The organism is Pseudanabaena sp. SR411 (genome assembly GCF_002251945.1).
In the GTDB taxonomy this organism is placed as follows: Bacteria; Cyanobacteriota; Cyanobacteriia; order Pseudanabaenales; family Pseudanabaenaceae; genus Pseudanabaena.
The window spans coordinates 19,425-35,498 of record NZ_NDHW01000209.1; the positions used below are offsets into that span (position 1 = coordinate 19,425).

15 protein-coding genes are annotated in these 16,074 nt (G+C 41.7%); 11 read left to right on the top strand and 4 right to left on the bottom strand.

All coding sequences use genetic code 11. The annotated features are described in order from the left end of the window. Positions 1-262: 262 nt before the first annotated feature. Together B9G53_RS22580 and B9G53_RS22585 are read right to left on the bottom strand one after the other, a co-directional pair. A complete protein-coding gene (locus B9G53_RS22580) occupies positions 263-1,750 on the bottom strand; it encodes a hypothetical protein (RefSeq protein ID WP_094535701.1) in 1,488 nt (495 codons plus the stop codon). A 189-nt stretch (positions 1,751-1,939) separates the two neighbouring features. After that, entirely contained in the window at positions 1,940-3,883 is a 1,944-nt protein-coding gene (locus B9G53_RS22585) for an ATP-binding protein (RefSeq protein ID WP_094535702.1), read from the bottom strand. Between the two features lie 81 nt (positions 3,884-3,964). Between B9G53_RS22585 and B9G53_RS22590 the strand changes: the two genes are divergently transcribed. From B9G53_RS22590 to B9G53_RS22600, 3 genes are all read left to right on the top strand, one after another. Further along, positions 3,965-5,158, top strand: coding sequence for a peptidylprolyl isomerase (locus B9G53_RS22590; protein ID WP_254923773.1), 1,194 nt, complete (start codon positions 3,965-3,967; stop codon positions 5,156-5,158). A 149-nt stretch (positions 5,159-5,307) separates the two neighbouring features. Continuing rightward, on the top strand, positions 5,308-6,270 hold the full coding sequence (locus B9G53_RS22595) for a PhoH family protein (RefSeq protein WP_094535703.1): 963 nt from the start codon (positions 5,308-5,310) through the stop codon (positions 6,268-6,270). Between the two features lie 58 nt (positions 6,271-6,328). Next, the gene (locus B9G53_RS22600) at positions 6,329-6,586 is read left to right on the top strand and encodes a MoaD/ThiS family protein (RefSeq protein ID WP_094535704.1); all 258 of its coding nucleotides are present in this window, start codon (positions 6,329-6,331) and stop codon (positions 6,584-6,586) included. Positions 6,587-6,608: 22 nt separating this feature from the next. On the opposite strand, the gene B9G53_RS22605 is transcribed toward B9G53_RS22600, so the two are convergent. After that, a complete protein-coding gene (locus B9G53_RS22605) occupies positions 6,609-6,824 on the bottom strand; it encodes a DUF2949 domain-containing protein (RefSeq protein WP_094535705.1) in 216 nt (71 codons plus the stop codon). Between the two features lie 465 nt (positions 6,825-7,289). On the opposite strand from B9G53_RS22605, the gene B9G53_RS22615 reads away from it, so the two are divergent. Continuing rightward, positions 7,290-9,317: a PAS domain-containing hybrid sensor histidine kinase/response regulator gene (locus tag B9G53_RS22615; RefSeq protein WP_094535707.1), complete on the top strand. Its 2,028-nt coding sequence runs from the start codon at positions 7,290-7,292 to the stop codon at positions 9,315-9,317. Between the two features lie 132 nt (positions 9,318-9,449). On the opposite strand, the gene B9G53_RS22620 is transcribed toward B9G53_RS22615, so the two are convergent. Beyond that, the gene (locus B9G53_RS22620; protein WP_094535708.1) at positions 9,450-9,716 is read right to left on the bottom strand and encodes a hypothetical protein; all 267 of its coding nucleotides are present in this window, start codon (positions 9,714-9,716) and stop codon (positions 9,450-9,452) included. 239 nt (positions 9,717-9,955) lie between these two features. On the opposite strand from B9G53_RS22620, the gene B9G53_RS22625 reads away from it, so the two are divergent. From B9G53_RS22625 to B9G53_RS22655, 7 genes are all read left to right on the top strand, one after another. After that, positions 9,956-10,717 (top strand): DsbA family protein, encoded by a 762-nt coding sequence (locus tag B9G53_RS22625; RefSeq protein WP_094535709.1) that lies wholly within the window; start codon positions 9,956-9,958, stop codon positions 10,715-10,717. Between the two features lie 154 nt (positions 10,718-10,871). Continuing rightward, positions 10,872-12,230 (top strand): phospholipid carrier-dependent glycosyltransferase, encoded by a 1,359-nt coding sequence (locus B9G53_RS22630; RefSeq protein ID WP_094535710.1) that lies wholly within the window; start codon positions 10,872-10,874, stop codon positions 12,228-12,230. Positions 12,231-12,350: 120 nt separating this feature from the next. Next, complete coding sequence (locus B9G53_RS22635; RefSeq protein WP_094535711.1) at positions 12,351-13,322, top strand: DnaJ C-terminal domain-containing protein; 972 nt, start codon at positions 12,351-12,353, stop codon at positions 13,320-13,322. Positions 13,323-13,374: 52 nt separating this feature from the next. Next, the gene (locus B9G53_RS22640; RefSeq protein ID WP_094535712.1) at positions 13,375-13,857 is read left to right on the top strand and encodes a CRR6 family NdhI maturation factor; all 483 of its coding nucleotides are present in this window, start codon (positions 13,375-13,377) and stop codon (positions 13,855-13,857) included. 7 nt (positions 13,858-13,864) lie between these two features. Beyond that, on the top strand, positions 13,865-15,220 hold the full coding sequence (locus tag B9G53_RS22645) for an AAA family ATPase (RefSeq protein ID WP_094535713.1): 1,356 nt from the start codon (positions 13,865-13,867) through the stop codon (positions 15,218-15,220). A gap of 3 nt (positions 15,221-15,223) precedes the next feature. After that, on the top strand, positions 15,224-15,727 hold the full coding sequence (locus B9G53_RS22650; protein WP_094535714.1) for a hypothetical protein: 504 nt from the start codon (positions 15,224-15,226) through the stop codon (positions 15,725-15,727). A gap of 5 nt (positions 15,728-15,732) precedes the next feature. Continuing rightward, positions 15,733-15,987, top strand: coding sequence for a hypothetical protein (locus B9G53_RS22655; RefSeq protein WP_094535715.1), 255 nt, complete (start codon positions 15,733-15,735; stop codon positions 15,985-15,987). Positions 15,988-16,074: the final 87 nt, after the last annotated feature.

A 16,074-nucleotide genomic window follows, 5' to 3' on the forward strand; every position in this document is an offset into this window, starting at 1 on the left:
TTAACTTGTTTTTGCGATCGCTTATAGCAATTCTCATTAAGTACTTGTGCAAAATACATTAGCAAAACCCGTAAAGTTGCGCTCCTGCGGGGTGCAACTTTATGGGTTTTGCTTTGTAACTAATTATGCTTAGCTACTTATAGCTACTTATTAGTGGCTTCGCCGTAAATTCAAGAACCAGATTTTTGATAGCGCGGCTTCGCCACGCTATCAAAAATCTGGTTCTTGAATAAAAAAACAGGACGTAAAGCGTCCTATTTTTTTATTCATTCATTTCTCGATAAATTGTGGCAGTAGCGGGGGAAGCTTGAGTCAGGTATTGGAAAATCCAGAATTTAAACAATCCATCTAGAAACACGGGAACTGTTGAAATAAAAGATTGCGCCAAGATTTTATTTTCAGGTAATCCGAAATGATTAAATAAAACTGTTAACAAGGCATCCCATCCTTCGCTAGAGTGGAATCCCACAAAAGTATCAGTTGAAATAATAATCAAAAAGGCTTTCGCATTGTCATTAAGACTATACAGAACTTCATCAAGAAATTCTTTAATAGTTACTAACTCTTTACGCCCTGAGAGTACAAACAGATAAAAGACAAAAGATGCAGTGATATCAGCAAGCAAGTTTTTTACACCATCAAGGCTTTCAGCATTGAATCTTTTTAAAATTCTGACCGATTCTTGTCTTATTAATTCTTCAATTTCTTCGGATTGTTCTGCTGCTGTTTTTTTAGGACTGGTAGATTCTTGTCTCTCTGCTGATTCTTCCAGCACAATTGACTTGATCGTGTAGTCAAATTCAATTCTTTCTTTAGCTAATCGCAGCGCATCAAAGGCTCTCTCCTCCACCGCAGGGCTAAACTTGACAGTCATAGTGCTGGGATCAATAAAGCTATCGATCATCGGACTAAAAACTATTGCTTTCGATAAAAACTGCACTGCGATCACGGAAATTACTAGAATCACGATGTAACGTAAAGCCTGAGTAATGCGCTTTTGTGATTGCCTTAATTCCTCAACAATATCTTTCTCATAATCTGGATATGAGCCAGTAAGATTACGTTTGACCCGATCAAAAGCTTTAAAAAAAGACCCAGGTAAAATACTTTTTTCTACAGATGTTACTTGCTGAGGAGGTCGTCTATATTTTTTAGATTTATTCCCACTCTTAAAGAGTTGAAATTTTTCGTCAGTTTCAGTCTCGACAAGATCTTCTAAGTTCTGCCGATTATCTGAAGAATTCGTGTTAACCGACGGCTTTGCTAAGACATCAATAGTCTGATCACTTGCTTGGTTATATCTTTCGAGGGTGTAATCAATAAACGCAAGTTTCTGGTAAATAGAAAATCTACGGCTATTCCCACCTAGTTGATTTGCTGATAGCTGTCCATTGCCAACGGGATCATTGTCCTGATTATTGGGCGCATATTTGGCGATCACTGTATTGGCTTGATTGCTAGAGCTTTGAGTCTGGAAATATGGTAGTGAGGCGCTTACTTTATAAAAGCTTAGCCTTGCATTGATCGTTCTGAGATATTTCTGAAGCTGAATCTCAAAAACGCTAAATACACTGCTCCCAAAGCTGCCATCGTTAGCGATTTTATTGCCTTTGAAGGTTTCTTCTTCAATCCGCTTGATGTTGACAGCCGCCTCAAAAGCCTCGTCAATCGCTCGCTCAGGCGTGTTCTTGACCCAAGAAAAAATATTGTGCAAGGGTGAGGCGTTATTGTCGGAGGAGTTGGATTTCATAGTGGGGCGATCGCTATAATGCCTAGGATAAACGAAAAGCTAAATAGTAGAAGGTATACTTCGCACCACTTCTAATATTTATAGCAATTCTCATAAAGATAGGACGACACTTTTGTGAATTAAAAAAACAAACCCAGTCAGGGTTTTGAAAACACAAAATGGCTAGGCTATTTTGTGTTTTGGTTGGTATTACACAGGAATTTCGATTCTAAACTCAGTTCCTTGACCAACTTTGGAAAAGCATTGCAATCTGCCTTGATGTTTCTCTACCACAATTTGATAACTAATGGATAGCCCCAAGCCTGTGCCTTTGCCCACAGGCTTAGTAGTGAAAAAGGGATCAAAGAGCTTGTTGACAATATCTTCAGAAATACCACGACCATTATCGATAATGCTGATCATCACCATGGATTGCTGATGATCAGGTGTAGGCGGCTTAAACTCGGTGATGATGGAGATTTCACTGGCAACATGCTGAGAAGCCTCTGCGGCATGATCGCGATCAGTGACACTCTCATCGATCGCATCGATCGCATTACTTAAAATATTCATAAACACTTGATTGAGTTGTCCTGCATAGGCTTGAACAACTGGAATGTTGCCATAGCGCTTAGTTAAGTTAATTGCAGGGCGATCGCCATAGGCTTTGAATCGGTTTTGCAAAATTAAAAGCGTACTATCAAGCCCTTCATGGATATTAAAGGGCTTGAGTCCTTCTTGATCTGTCCGCGAAAAATTCCGCAAAGATAGGACAATTTGGCGGATGCGCTCAGCCCCGATTTTCATTGATGTCAGCATTTTGGGTAGATCCTCTTGGAGGAAGTCCAGATCGATCTCATCGAGAAACTTGACGATTTCAGGGATTGGCTCTGGATAATTTTTTTGATAAAGGGCGATCGCATCTAATAAATTCTGGACAGAACGGTTGGCATGGTTGAGATTGCCATAAATAAAGTTCACAGGATTATTAATTTCATGGGCCACACCTGCGACGAGTTGACCAAGGCTGGACATCTTTTCGGTTTGGATCAGTTGACTTTGAGTTTTCTGTAAATCAGCAAGAGCTTTTTCGATCAGTAGGGCTTGGGCTTGGGCATTGGCGGCATTGGCTTGGGCGCTGTCAAAGAGTTCAGCCTGATCGATCGCGATCGCCAATTGGTTCGCAACTGCTTGGAGTAGCTCAACTTCATCAGCATCCCAAGGACGACTTCCTTGACAATGCGCCGCCACAATCACCCCTAATTTTTGCGATCGGGTTTTGATCGGCACAAGTAACTGCGAAGTAAACCCTTTCTCGGCGAGCAGCATCCGACTTGGGTTATCCAGTTCGGCATTGGTATAAATTGATTGAATCTGAATAATTTCTTGGCTAAGTAAGCGCTGACCAAATTTTGGCAATCGTGATAGAGGATAACTAGTAGCAACATTCAGAAAGTTATGGCTAGCGGCAAAATGCACGAGTTGAAATTCTGGTGGATTGGTATCAGGAATATGCCAAAAGAAATTACACAGATCGATCAGCAATAAATCCTGTACTTCATTCACAGCCGTAGCAAGGATCGTATCGAGATCAAGGGAATTGCGAATCTGACTGGCTAGGCGACGGTTGAGCATCTCCTCACGTCTGACTAGATCTTTATAACTTTGGCGCGATCGCTCTAGCTCTCTTTCGGCGCGACGGCGCTCCCACTGCTCCTTTTTGCGATCGCTAATGTCATGAGCCACAATCACAATATTTTGGACATTTCCCTGCTCATCACGCATCACACTGCCCGATGATTCTAAAATCCGCCAAGTGCCGTCCTTATGCTGCATTCGATATTCTAAAACCTTGCCCACACCTGTTTTTAAGGTTTCTGCGGCAGCTTCAAGTACAAGGGCTTGATCATCAGGATGAATCTTGTCGTAGGCCCATGTACCCTTTAGTTCTGAAGAGGTATAGCCCAGAACTTTTTGATAGGAAGGACTATTGTAAATGCGATAGCCTTGGGCATCGATCACCGCAATTAAATCGGCAACATTTTCCATGATCGATCTAAATAGGCGATCATTTTTGAGGGCTAATATATCTGATTCATCAGACCCCTGCTTTGTTTTCTGCCCTGCTGTCTGATCGATACTTGCGTCCGTCATAGTGAATTTTTAAGGATAGGACTGCATGAAATCAGATTAAGTTTGCCTAACAGTGCAACCAAATGCAATAGCATTTTTTAAGTGGCTAATTTAGTTTTGGGTGCAATGTTGAATCTTAATTTAAATCGTAATTTAGATCGTAATTTAGAAAGAAGCAGCGATCGCCCTAACCAGCAAACAGATCTTATTTTTCAGAGATCTTGGTGGTTTAAGGGCTTGACGTTCGCGATCGCTTGTTTGCTCGTGACTTGTTTAACGATGATATCGGCGATCGCGCCAAGCATGGCAGCCTTACCAACCAAAAGTGCGATCAAAGATCCTCGGGTGATCTTAAGAAATGCTTTGCCGATTGATAGTGAAGTGCTACGCGATGTCCAACACACTTTGGAGCAAATGCCGCGTCAAGCCAATCTGAAACGATGGAGTAATCTCAAAAAAGATATTGAAACGATCGCGCAATCCCTAACTCAAAATCAGTCACAGTTGATTGCTGAAGTTAGCAGCGATCGCCAAGGATTAGTTACCGAACATTTGGCAAGCTTAACAACCGCCCTTGTGCCTCTCCAAGAAGCGATCGCCATTAAAGATCGCAACAGTGTCAAAGCCCTATCCGAAAAAGCCTTAGATTACGTCGGTCTAGTCGAAGCCGACTTTATCCAAACCTTCCCCTTTGAAGTTCCTGCAAAATATGCCAATCTCCCTCAACTCAAGGGTCGCGCTCTCGTAGAGCTATCCACAGAAAAAGGCAACGCTACGATTACGGTCGATGGCTACAACGCGCCAATCAATGCAGGTCAATTTGTGGATCTCGTCCAGCAAGGCTTTTACGATGGACTAACTTTCACACGCGCAGATGAAAACTATTACTTACAGACAGGCGATCCCGATGGGCCATCCGATGGCTACATCGATCCCAAAACCAAAAAATATCGCACAGTGCCGATCGAAGTACGCCTGCCCGATCAAAAAGTGCCTACCTATGGCAAAACCTTTGAAGAGCAGGGCTTATCGGGAACGATACCTGTACTACCTTTTGCCGCCTTTGGGACTGTGGCGATGGCGCATCCCAATGATGATGCCAATGCAGGTTCGTCTCAGTTTTTTATCTACCTATTTGAATCAGAACTAACTCCCGCAGGCTTGAATTTACTCGATGGCAACTACACCGTTTTTGGTTATGTCACCGATGGTAAGGAAACTTTAGATAAACTAAGACTAGGCGACAAAATTTTGTCCGCCCGTGTCATCAGTGGCGCTGAAAATCTGATCAAATGATATCCAGCCTGTTGATGCCCAGATGAATTTCTGAAAGCGCTGCTTCGCAACGCTTTCAGAAATTCATCTGGATTTTAATTCAGCGCAAAGCGCTGTAAAAGAAGGTCAAAGCCCTTTAGATCAATCACAACCAGAGGAAAATTAATTTAATGGGTACTCCCCGCGACGAACCGTACATTTTGAGCTTACCAACCCCTAGTAGTGCCATTTGTCTTGCAGGGACAAGGGAGGAAAATCTCAAAACACTTGTAGAAATAACGGGTGTACGGCTGGTGTTACGGGGGCAAGACCTCTTAATCGATGGCACGCCTGAGCAGATCAATCTGGTAGAACAGGTGATTAAGGCTCTGAAGCCTCTGTGGTCACAGGAAAAAACGATCGCGGCTGTAGATATTCGCGCCGCCCGTGAAGCGATCGCTGAAGACCGCTCTGGAGAATGGCGCGATCGGGCGACGATATCCCGTAATAAACGTGGAGACTCAGTACAACCACGCACCTATCGCCAGCAGCAATATGTACAGGCGATGGAAAGTCACGATCTAATTTTTGGGGTTGGGCCAGCGGGTACTGGCAAAACCTATCTCGCGGCAGTTGCTGCGGTTAGTGCCTTACAGAGCAATAAATTTGAGCGGATTATCCTGACCCGTCCTGCCGTCGAAGCAGGCGAGAGTCTGGGATTCCTCCCTGGAGACTTACAGCAAAAGATTGATCCCTATCTGCGCCCACTCTACGACGCAATGCACGAAATGATCGGGGCAGAAAAAGTCCCGCAACTAATGGAGCGCGGCATTATTGAGGTTGCACCGCTTGCTTATATGCGTGGGCGCACCCTCAGCAACTCATTCATCATCGTGGATGAGGCTCAAAACACGACTGCCGCGCAAATGAAGATGGTTTTAACCAGACTGGGGTTTAAATCGCGCATGGTGGTAACGGGTGATATCACCCAGATCGATTTACCTCGTCATCAAAAGTCGGGCTTAATCATTGCCATGAATATTCTGAAAGGAGTTGAAGGCGTTTCCTTTAATTTGTTCGATAAGAATGACGTAGTGCGTCATCCCCTAGTACATCACATCATCGCCGCTTACGAAAATGCAGAAGCAGATTAGGAAAAAAGGGTTGCTTAGCAACCCTTTTTTCCTAAATTAAAACTATTCCTACAAACCAATGGCTGAAAATATTCAAATTACTGTCAAGCTATTTGCAATTTTTCAAGAAGTAATCGCTACCGATGAAATGCAAATTAAATTGGAGTCAGGTACGTCGGTATCAACAATATTCGATCGCCTTGTGAGTCAACATCCGCATCTAGAGAAATGGCGATCGCTTACTCGTTATGCCGTCAACCTAAATTTTGTAGATCCCCAGACAATTCTTAAAAATGGTGATGAGGTAGCACTAATCCCCCCTGTGAGCGGTGGATAGTAAGTATCCACCCGCACGATCTTTAACCTTGCCCAGACCAGTCAAGCAAACCACTAAACTGGTGCAAGTCAATAAAACTAAGCTGTAACAAAATCATCAGCAAGGGGCCCTCTTGGCGTTCTTGCCAGCGTTTGGCAACCGCCAACTGCTCACGGTCAACGACAGACAACTCCAGCAGGTGTCTCTCTAAATCTTCTTGGCGACTAGCGATCGCATATGTCTGGGAGTGATAACTCATTGAGATCAAATAACTAATTACTTAGGCAATTTGGATTAATAGCGTAGCGCACCTTACCACATCTATCAACGTCCGTCAAAATTATTTTTTTTGGTGCAGCAATTCTCATTATAAAAATCGGTTTTTTGAAAGCCCGCCGTTGGCGGGCTTTCAAAAAACCGATTTTGGTGTTTCCAGCGCCTTCGGCGCTGGAAACACCAAAATCGGTTTCATAATGAGAATTGCTATTTTTGGTAAGACATAACCCCAAAAAGACAAGATGCGACGCAAAGCGCCACATTTTGTCTTTTTGGGGTTGATTGACGAATATTTTAAAAAGTTTCTACAAAATTCAACTGATATAACCGCTAAAAGCACATAATAAGTTTAGTAAATCTCTTAAAATTGGTAATCTTTTCTAGATTGCTTAGCTCTTGCTGCGGACGCTTCTAAATAATTTGCATTGCTTTAACAAAATTTCCCGACATGGACAATCCCCAAGTTTCTGAAGAAATATCCATCAAAGACTGGCAGACGATCCAGCAAGAAGTCAAAGAATTACGAAGATCCGTCAGCCAACTTCAGATGGAAAACTGCGATCTGGAAAATTCCCTGTTAACCGCAGTTGAACATGGCGATCTTGTTGAATCGGAACTACTAGATGTCAATAAAAGACTAAAAAGCGAAATTATTGAACGCAAGATGGCTCAGGCTACTTTGCAATCAATTTTAGAGATTGTCTATCGTGATAAAAGCGATCTCGAAATCATGCTGATGACTACTACTGAGCATGGTGATGCGATCGAATACGAGCAGTACAATCGCGCTGTCGAAACCATGCGCCAAAGTGAGGAGCAGTTTAGGGCGATCGCTGAAGCAACTAGTGTGGCGATGCTTGTAAGTAGCCTCTCAGATGGGGTGATCACCTATGCCAATACCAGTACTGGCACAATGCTGGAAAGGGAATCCCATGAGTTAATTAAGCGCTCAATTAAGGATCTTTACTACTTACCAGCCGAATGGGAGATTTTACAGCAGCAATTTTCGCAAAATCAAAGGGTGCGTGACTATGAGATCCGTCTATGCAAAGCCAATCAAGAGCCTGTTTGGGTACTAGCCTCACTACATCCTCTATGGCTAAAAGGTGAACAGGTTTTATTAAGCACTTTCTATGACATTACGTTGCTTAAAAAGACAGAAATTGCGCTACGTGAGTCAGAAACAAAACTGCGGGAACAGGCTAACCTCTTAGAACATCGTGTTGAGGAAAGGACTCACGATCTCAAACTTGCCAAAGAAGCAGCCGAGGCAGCAAGTCGATCTAAAGCAGCATTTTTAGCCAATATGAGTCATGAATTGCGAACTCCTCTGAATGCAATTCTGGGCTTTGCTCAGCTTATGCTCTATGACCAAGAGTTAAATGAGCAACATCAAGCTGATCTGCAAACCATCTGCAATAGTGGCAATCATTTGCTAACAATGATTAATGACATTTTAGAAATGTCGAAGCTTGAAGCTGGTAGCGTACTTCTCCGTGAAAAGGAGTGTTATCTGTACAACATCGTGGATACCGCAAGAGATATGTTATCTCTGAAAGCCCAAGAGAAATCTCTATCTTTCGATGTCAGTATTCAACCAGATGTTCCGCCCTATATTTATACCGATGAAGGTAAATTACGCCAAATATTAATCAACTTGATCAGTAATGCGATCAAATTTACGGACACAGGACATATTCATGTTCGTGTAGATGTTCGTGGTATCTCTGAAGATGTGAAAGCTATAGTTGGAGAATATTCAGAAATACCGCGTATTCTTTGTTTTGAAGTGGAAGATACTGGAGCAGGTATTTCTGAAGCAGAAATATTAACTTTGTTTCAGCCTTTTGTGCAAACGCATTCTGGTAGGCGATCGCAGGAGGGTACGGGGCTAGGTCTATCCATTAGTTATAACTACGTCAAGATCATGGGTGGACAGATGTCGGTAACTAGTAAAGTCGGCGAAGGTTCTACTTTTCGATTTTACATTCCTGTCAAGTCCTTGGATTTATTTAATCTAAATTCTCCCAGTAAATTATCCAATCGCGTGATTGGGATTGAAGGGAATCAAACTTACCGTATCTTAATCGCTGAAGATATCCGTCTAAATCGCCAACTATTAACTAGAATTTTATCGCCCCTAGGATTTGATGTGCGCGAAGTTAGTAATGGCGAAGAAGCGATCGCCGTGTGGCAGTCTTGGTCACCGCATTTGATCTGGATGGATGTCAAAATGCCTATATTGGGTGGTCAAGAGGCTGCCTCGGCAATTAGGGAAATTGAATCCATGAGAAATATATCGGCATCGCAAAAAGTCCGAATTATTGCTCTAACTGCTAGCCTAATCGATCTTAGAGAAGAAGACTTATTTTTGCATGGGTTCGATGGATTTCTCGCTAAACCATTTACCGAAGATAAAATTTTTGCCAGAATGGCTGAACAACTGAACTTGACGTATATCTATAGCAGTAAATAACTTACAGCGCTTTGCACTCAAATCAAAACCAAGAATATTTTTGAAAGCGTTGCAAAGCAACGCTTTCAAAAATATTCTTGGTTCGTTGGATCGGTAATTGCTATAAGGGAGCGCCTTGCGCTCCTTTAAGTCTTAATGTACATATGAGCGAAATCGAGAAGCTTTTTCCGCTAAGATTTCCTGCATTTTTAAAGTGTTATACACAGGATTATGCTCATAATCTCCATAGAGAACAATGTTTGCCAAAAATCCATTCACCCCCTGCACATCTTCAATCCGTTCTACATATTTACAAGACTTGATCGATGGATTGTTTTTACGCCAGTTTAAATATTCAGAATAGCTACCTGCGATAATCAGAGTCTGGCTGTTGTTGTAAGTATCAGTAATAGCGGTCATTTTTTGTGTCTATATGATATTTAGTAAGATTTTTTTAACTACGTCTCAAGATAATTTCCTCGTTTGTAACCTTAAACAAACTTAGTATAAATTAACATATTTTGTCGTCACCCATTAAGGTGCAAGAGGTGAGAGAAACGATATAGAAACATAAGGACTGTGCTTCTATAGTTTTTAATTAGCGATCGTGTAGACTGAAGACGATAAGAATTCCGCCTTCTATTTGGGATGTTTTTGCAATGCGCCTCCAACCTTATCTATTGTCAGCCTTAGTCGCACTCTTACTGATGATTACTAGTTGTGCTTCTACAGGACAATCTGCTAGCGCTCAATTATCTGATGCTCAATTTGAATCTAAAGTTTTAGAGATTATCCGTAAAAATCCACAGGTGATTTTAGACTCCGTGCAGTCTTACCAAAGATCTCAGGCTCAGCAAGAAGAGCAGTTGCGCGATAAGGTGCTATCACAGATTCGCCAAGAGCCTCGTTTGTTACTTCGCAATTCCCCAGTGACAGGTTCGGCAAGCCAGAAAATTATTATGGCGGAATTCTCTGACTTTGAATGTCCTTTTTGTGCTAGAGGTCATGCTGTAGTCAAAGAATTTATGGCAAAAAATCAGAATGATGTGACCTTGGTATACAAGCATTTCCCCTTAGCCGAGATCCATCCTCAGGCGGAACCCGCAGCATTTGCTTCATGGGCGGCTCTACAGCAAGGCAAATTTTGGGAATATCATGATGCTTTGTTTGAGCAACAGAACAAACTTGGTGAAGAGTTTTACTTGGAATTAGCCAATAACCTAAAACTTGATATCGATCGCTTTAATCGCGATCGCAAGAGTGAACAAGCTAAGGAAGCGATTAAGAAAGATTTTGAACTTGGTAAGTCTTTGGGAGTACGTGGTACACCTTCCTTTGTGGTAAATGGAATATTTTTCTCTGGTGTGCCAGAAGTCAAGGATTTGGAAGCATTAGTTGCTCAAATTAAAGCAGGTAAATAATTGCAAAATGGCTTTGCCAAGCAAGGCTATTTTGCAATTACAGTATAGAGAAATATTTAAAAAGCTTGCTTTGCAAGCTTTTTAAATATTTCTCTGGGTTTTAACACAGCGCTAGGCGCTGTCTATATTCAGTATTTTTAGATGAGAATAGTAAATGAGCAATTGGAGTAAGCAAATAATTATGACTCCCTTTGCTCGTTTGTCCGATCGCCTGATCTGGTTATCAGAGCATCCTATCTATGGCGTAATGGCGATCGCTTTAGTAGCCTTTGCCAGCCGATTTTGGAATTTGGATGGACTGGGGGATATCGTTTTTGATGAGCTTTATTACCCTAAATTTGCTCAAAATTATCTACGCGGGGAGACTCTTTTTGATGCCCATCCACCCCTAGCTAAGTACATCATTGCCATTGGGATTCAGATTTTTGGCTATGCACCTTTCGGCTATCGCTGCATGACGGCACTGGCAGGTTCACTGCTGCCCTTAGTTACCTATGAGTTGATTTGGCAGTTGAGCGATCGCCGTGGTTGGGCGTGGCTAGCAGGTTGGTTTGTGGCAATGGATGGTTTGCTATTGGTGGAGTCACGGTTTGGCTTGATCAATACCTATATTCTGCTGTTTGGGATGCTCAGTCAGTTGTGTATGGTGCTAGCTCTAAAGCGATCGCGACAACGTTGGTTTTGGGTACTGGCTACAGGCTTAATGTTCGGTGCGTCAATTAGTGTGAAGTGGACGGGCTTGGCTTATGCTGTTGGACTTGTTGCTCTCATGGGTTATGGATGGTCACGATATCGCCAAACTTTAAACGCAGCACAGGTCATAGTTGGTCTAATCATCTTACCGATCGCCTTTTATTTTGTGCAGTGGATTCCGCATTTGATGATCAATCCCGAACGTGATATATGGGAACTGCACCGCCAGATCCTTGGCTTTCACCAAAACTTGGGTGTTGGTAAAACTGAACCAATTCATCCCTATTGTTCGCCCTGGTGGAGTTGGATTTTATTAATTCGTCCAGTTGCCTATTTCTTCGAGATGCGTCCCAATAGCATGGTGCAATTTGTTCATGCGATGGGTAACCCATTGTTATATTGGCTCAGTGCGATCGCCATATTTATCTGGTTAGCTTTTTTAATTGCCTCAAACTTAAGATTTCCTCCAGAGATATTAACCAAAATTCTTCCTAAAATTCATCCTCAAGAGCGATCGCAACTATTTTGGTTTGCGTCCTATGTGACGATTAGTTTTGCTGGTCATTGGTTGCCTTGGAGCCTGAGCAGACGTTGTATATTTCTCTATCACTATATGCCTGCCTCAGTTTTTGCCTTTGCTGCCCTTGCCCTTTTAGTTTCGGTGATGTGGCGATCGCCATTACAAGAAATTAGAACGCTCGGTTCGGGGATTGTGGGAATTATTGCGATCGCTTTTATATTTTGGTTGCCTATTTATATCGGTTTACCGATCTCATCGGGTTATTTGCCCGTGCTAATGTGGTTACCTAGCTGGATCTAAATACGACTAGAGACGTTGCAAAGCAACGCCCCTAGTCAATACTTTTGACAAACGCGCAAGCGTTTCCAAAAGCTACGATAAGGTAAGCTAAGTTATCTCCTTGTTTGCAGTTCGGGAAATATGCAAAACTTTCGCAACTATTATGAAATCCTCGGTGTACCGAAGACAGCCACGGCTGACGAAATTAAGCGCTCCTATCGCAGGTTAGCGCGGAAATATCATCCCGACCTGAATCCCAACGACAAGGCAGCCGAAGAGCGCTTTAAAGACATTGGTGAAGCTTATGAAGTCCTATCTGACACCACCAAACGTCAGCAATACGATCGCTTTGGGCAATATTGGAAACAAGGCGGATTTCAAGGTGCAGGCGGACGACCACCATCAGCGCGTGAGCAATATACGCCAGACTTTGAACGTGGTGGCTACACAGGTGATGTGGACTTTAGCCAATATAACGACTTCCAAGAGTTTGTCGATCAACTCCTAGGCAAATTCCGCACCAATGAACGCGCCCAAGATACGGGCGGCGCATCTTCCTATCGCACCAGCACCCAAGCACCTCCACGCCCCAGCCCTCGTCGTGATTCGGAAGCTCTTTTAGAATTACCGCTCGAACGCGCCTATGTTGGTGGTCGCGAACGCATACGTCTCGAAGATGGGCGATCGCTTGAGGTGAATATGCCCGCAGGTGTACTTTCAGGTCAAAGAATCCGCCTCAAAGGGCAAGGTGCATCTGGCGGCGATCTCTATCTCAAAATTACGCTCAAGCCCCATACATTCTTCACCCTCGAAGGTTCCGATATTCGCTGTCAATTGCCCATTTCACCGAGCGAGTCAGTTCTCGGTATTCAAGTGGAAGTTCCCACCCTCAGTGGACTAGTAAAGCTAACTATTCCCCCTGCGGTGAAGTCTGGACAGCAGTTAAGACTCTCTGGCAAGGGTTTCCCAAAAGATGCTAGAACCTTTGGCGATCAATATGTGGAAATCCAGATTGTCGTTCCCAAAAATCCTAGCAAGCGTGAACGTGAACTTTACGAGCAGTTGCTAGAAATCCAATCCTTCGATCCTCGCGAAAACTTACCGAAAAAATAAACATTAGGGCGGCGCAATGCGCCGCCCTAACTTAATTCTATCTAAAAGCTATATGTCTACTGTCATCTACGTTAACCAAGCCTGTATTGAGTCGCTGGATATTACTCCTGCCAAAATTGCGATCGAGAAGTTGTTAGCAAATTGGGATGAAACACCAGAAAGCGATCGCCAGTTTCAAATCGAACTTGTATGGGATAAGGAAGATGGCGACCCCCGAGAATTATCAGAAATCTCAGAAGTGCGTCTCTGGTTTGTACGTCTCGATGCGACCTATCCTTGGTTTAGCTATCTCCTCGATTGGCGTACAGAACTCAGTCGCTATGCGGCGATGCTAGTCCCCCACGAGTTTAAGCGCGAAGGTGATGGCTATGTGTTGCAATACAATCCTGAGGCACTGGAGCTTTTTGTGATGCAGAAGGTATTCACAATTTCTATCTGGCTAAAGTCACGCGGTATTGAAAGCACAGCTAAGTTACAACAAATGACTCAAAGCTTAGGCTACGAAATCGATTCGGCATTCTTCAACCTTTTATAGGATCAATATGTCACAACGGCTAATCATTCATCAATTTGGTCCAATTACAGACATCGATATTGATGTGAATGATATCCTTGTGTTCATTGGCTCTCAAGCTAGTGGCAAGAGTACCATTAGTAAAGCAATCTTCTTTTTTAAATCTTTGAAAGATGATTTATATCGATACTATCTTGATTGTTATAACCAAAATAAATTTAATGATCCGATTTTTGGTTTTACTAAACTTGCGAGAGAGAAACTTATTAAAATTTATGGCTCTATAATATTTTATTCTCCTAATACTAAATTAACTTATACATATAGTGATCAAATTGAGATAGTTATTCAGGCAGCTTCAAACGGCAGGATTAATCATATTGAATTTAGTATGGCGTTAACTATAAGTTTCAATGAAACTATTAGTAACTTAAAAAGTTTACGTGATGAGATAAATCAAAATTCTTCTGATTTTTCTTCTTCAAAAGAAATAAGTACTATTAAATCGAAAGAAGCTGCGCTGTTTGAAGAAATTAATATTAAGCTTAATAATCTCTTTGGGGACGATAGAGAAGTTATATATCTACCTGCTGGTCGCAGTTTAATTACCACTCTATCCCAACAAAGATATAACATTGACATGGGAGATAAGTTGTTGTCTGGCAGCAAATTACAAGCAGACAGATTAATTAAGCTAGATTATATCATGCGAAACTTTATTGATCTTATTGATCAAGCTAAACAAGTATGTGAACTCGGCATAGCTAATTTAATTCAAGATTATATCTTAGAAAATTCTAATCTCAATAATAATTCCGTAAGAATGATCGAGATTGCTCAAAATCTTGTTAACTCAATCTTGAAAGGATATTATAGTTATCAAAATGGAATTGAGCGAATAAATTTTGCTGGTGGGGAAACGGCAATAAATTTTGCTTCTTCAGGTCAGCAAGAAGTTGTTTGGATTTTACTAATTATCGTTATCCTAATGCTGAATGATCGTAAGGTGTTTATGATTATTGAAGAGCCTGAAGCGCATCTTTTTCCAGTAGCCCAAAAGCAAATTATTGATCTAATTGCACTTTTATCCAATCAAAATGACAATCAAATTCTTTTGACAACTCATAGTCCGTATATTCTATCATCTTTTAATAATCTTCTCTATGCTCATAACGTAGGCATAGAAAAACCAGATGCAGTTGCACAAGTTGTAGATCCTCACTTGTGGATCAATTGTGATAGATTGAACGCTTATATTCTAGAAGATGGAACTGCACGAACGATTGTAGATCGTGAAGAAGAATTAATTCAGTCATCTGAAATAGATAGAGCCTCAAATATTATCGTTGATACTTTTAATCAACTGTTTGATCTTGAGGACTAAGGCATGAAGTTAAACTGTCAAGAGTTTCAGGAAAATTATTCTAGTTGTACAGTCTGCCAGCAAGGTACAGAAATTCCAGCATTTGATAAGAAGAATAAGAAGATAAAATATATTCTTCAGAATCCATCTAGAAGAAAAGTATGTAAAGTACAAATTGATGACTGCGTAATTACCAGTCAAACCCAAAGGAAGTGCGATTATCTCATGATAGTTTGTGAGTCTAAATTGTCAAATCAGCCTGAATCAGTCGATTTATACTTTATTGAATTAAAAGGTCGAGATTTAATGTCTGCTGTAGAGCAGCTAACTGAGACAATTAAATATTTTCAATCTGAAAAATATAAATTTACTGGAAAAGTCTTTGCAAGAGCGGTTGTCACCCGAGTTCATATACCTACATCATCTATTGATACTGATGCGCGAGTACTATCACTAAGAAAGTTGCTGAAGAAACTTGGGGGAGATTTTGCGTATGGCTCAGTACAATTTGAGAAAGATCGCATCTAATCATTATGAGTACATTGCTAAAACCATCATCCCTTCTCCCCAAAGGAATGCGAATCCAGCAAATCAATCAACTCACGCTCTTTAAATTTACCGATGAACTAGGCGATCGCATCCAAACCCTGCTCGATAAGAAAAAAGCAGATACAATTACTGCTACAGAAAATCTTGAGCTAGAAGCGATCGGAGAACTAGACGAAATTTTTAGTTGTGTTAATGCAGCGATCGCCCCAAAATTTACGCTTACTCCCTTCCCGCTATAAGATCAGTGAATTAATGAAAAGATAAAATCCAGTGTTTTTCGTAATTGTATTTTTGAGAGAAATTGACTGGATTCAAAAAACTGCTCT

Coding starts and splice junctions, on each gene's coding strand:
- B9G53_RS22580 (WP_094535701.1), bottom strand. CDS start 1,750: ATGAAATCCAACTCCTCCGACAATAACGCCTCACCCTTGCACAATATT.
- B9G53_RS22585 (WP_094535702.1), bottom strand. CDS start 3,883: ATGACGGACGCAAGTATCGATCAGACAGCAGGGCAGAAAACAAAGCAG.
- B9G53_RS22595 (WP_094535703.1), top strand. CDS start 5,308: ATGGGTACTCCCCGCGACGAACCGTACATTTTGAGCTTACCAACCCCT.
- B9G53_RS22600 (WP_094535704.1), top strand. CDS start 6,329: ATGGCTGAAAATATTCAAATTACTGTCAAGCTATTTGCAATTTTTCAA.
- B9G53_RS22605 (WP_094535705.1), bottom strand. CDS start 6,824: ATGAGTTATCACTCCCAGACATATGCGATCGCTAGTCGCCAAGAAGAT.
- B9G53_RS22615 (WP_094535707.1), top strand. CDS start 7,290: ATGGACAATCCCCAAGTTTCTGAAGAAATATCCATCAAAGACTGGCAG.
- B9G53_RS22620 (WP_094535708.1), bottom strand. CDS start 9,716: ATGACCGCTATTACTGATACTTACAACAACAGCCAGACTCTGATTATC.
- B9G53_RS22625 (WP_094535709.1), top strand. CDS start 9,956: ATGCGCCTCCAACCTTATCTATTGTCAGCCTTAGTCGCACTCTTACTG.
- B9G53_RS22630 (WP_094535710.1), top strand. CDS start 10,872: ATGAGCAATTGGAGTAAGCAAATAATTATGACTCCCTTTGCTCGTTTG.
- B9G53_RS22635 (WP_094535711.1), top strand. CDS start 12,351: ATGCAAAACTTTCGCAACTATTATGAAATCCTCGGTGTACCGAAGACA.
- B9G53_RS22640 (WP_094535712.1), top strand. CDS start 13,375: ATGTCTACTGTCATCTACGTTAACCAAGCCTGTATTGAGTCGCTGGAT.
- B9G53_RS22645 (WP_094535713.1), top strand. CDS start 13,865: ATGTCACAACGGCTAATCATTCATCAATTTGGTCCAATTACAGACATC.
- B9G53_RS22650 (WP_094535714.1), top strand. CDS start 15,224: ATGAAGTTAAACTGTCAAGAGTTTCAGGAAAATTATTCTAGTTGTACA.
- B9G53_RS22655 (WP_094535715.1), top strand. CDS start 15,733: ATGAGTACATTGCTAAAACCATCATCCCTTCTCCCCAAAGGAATGCGA.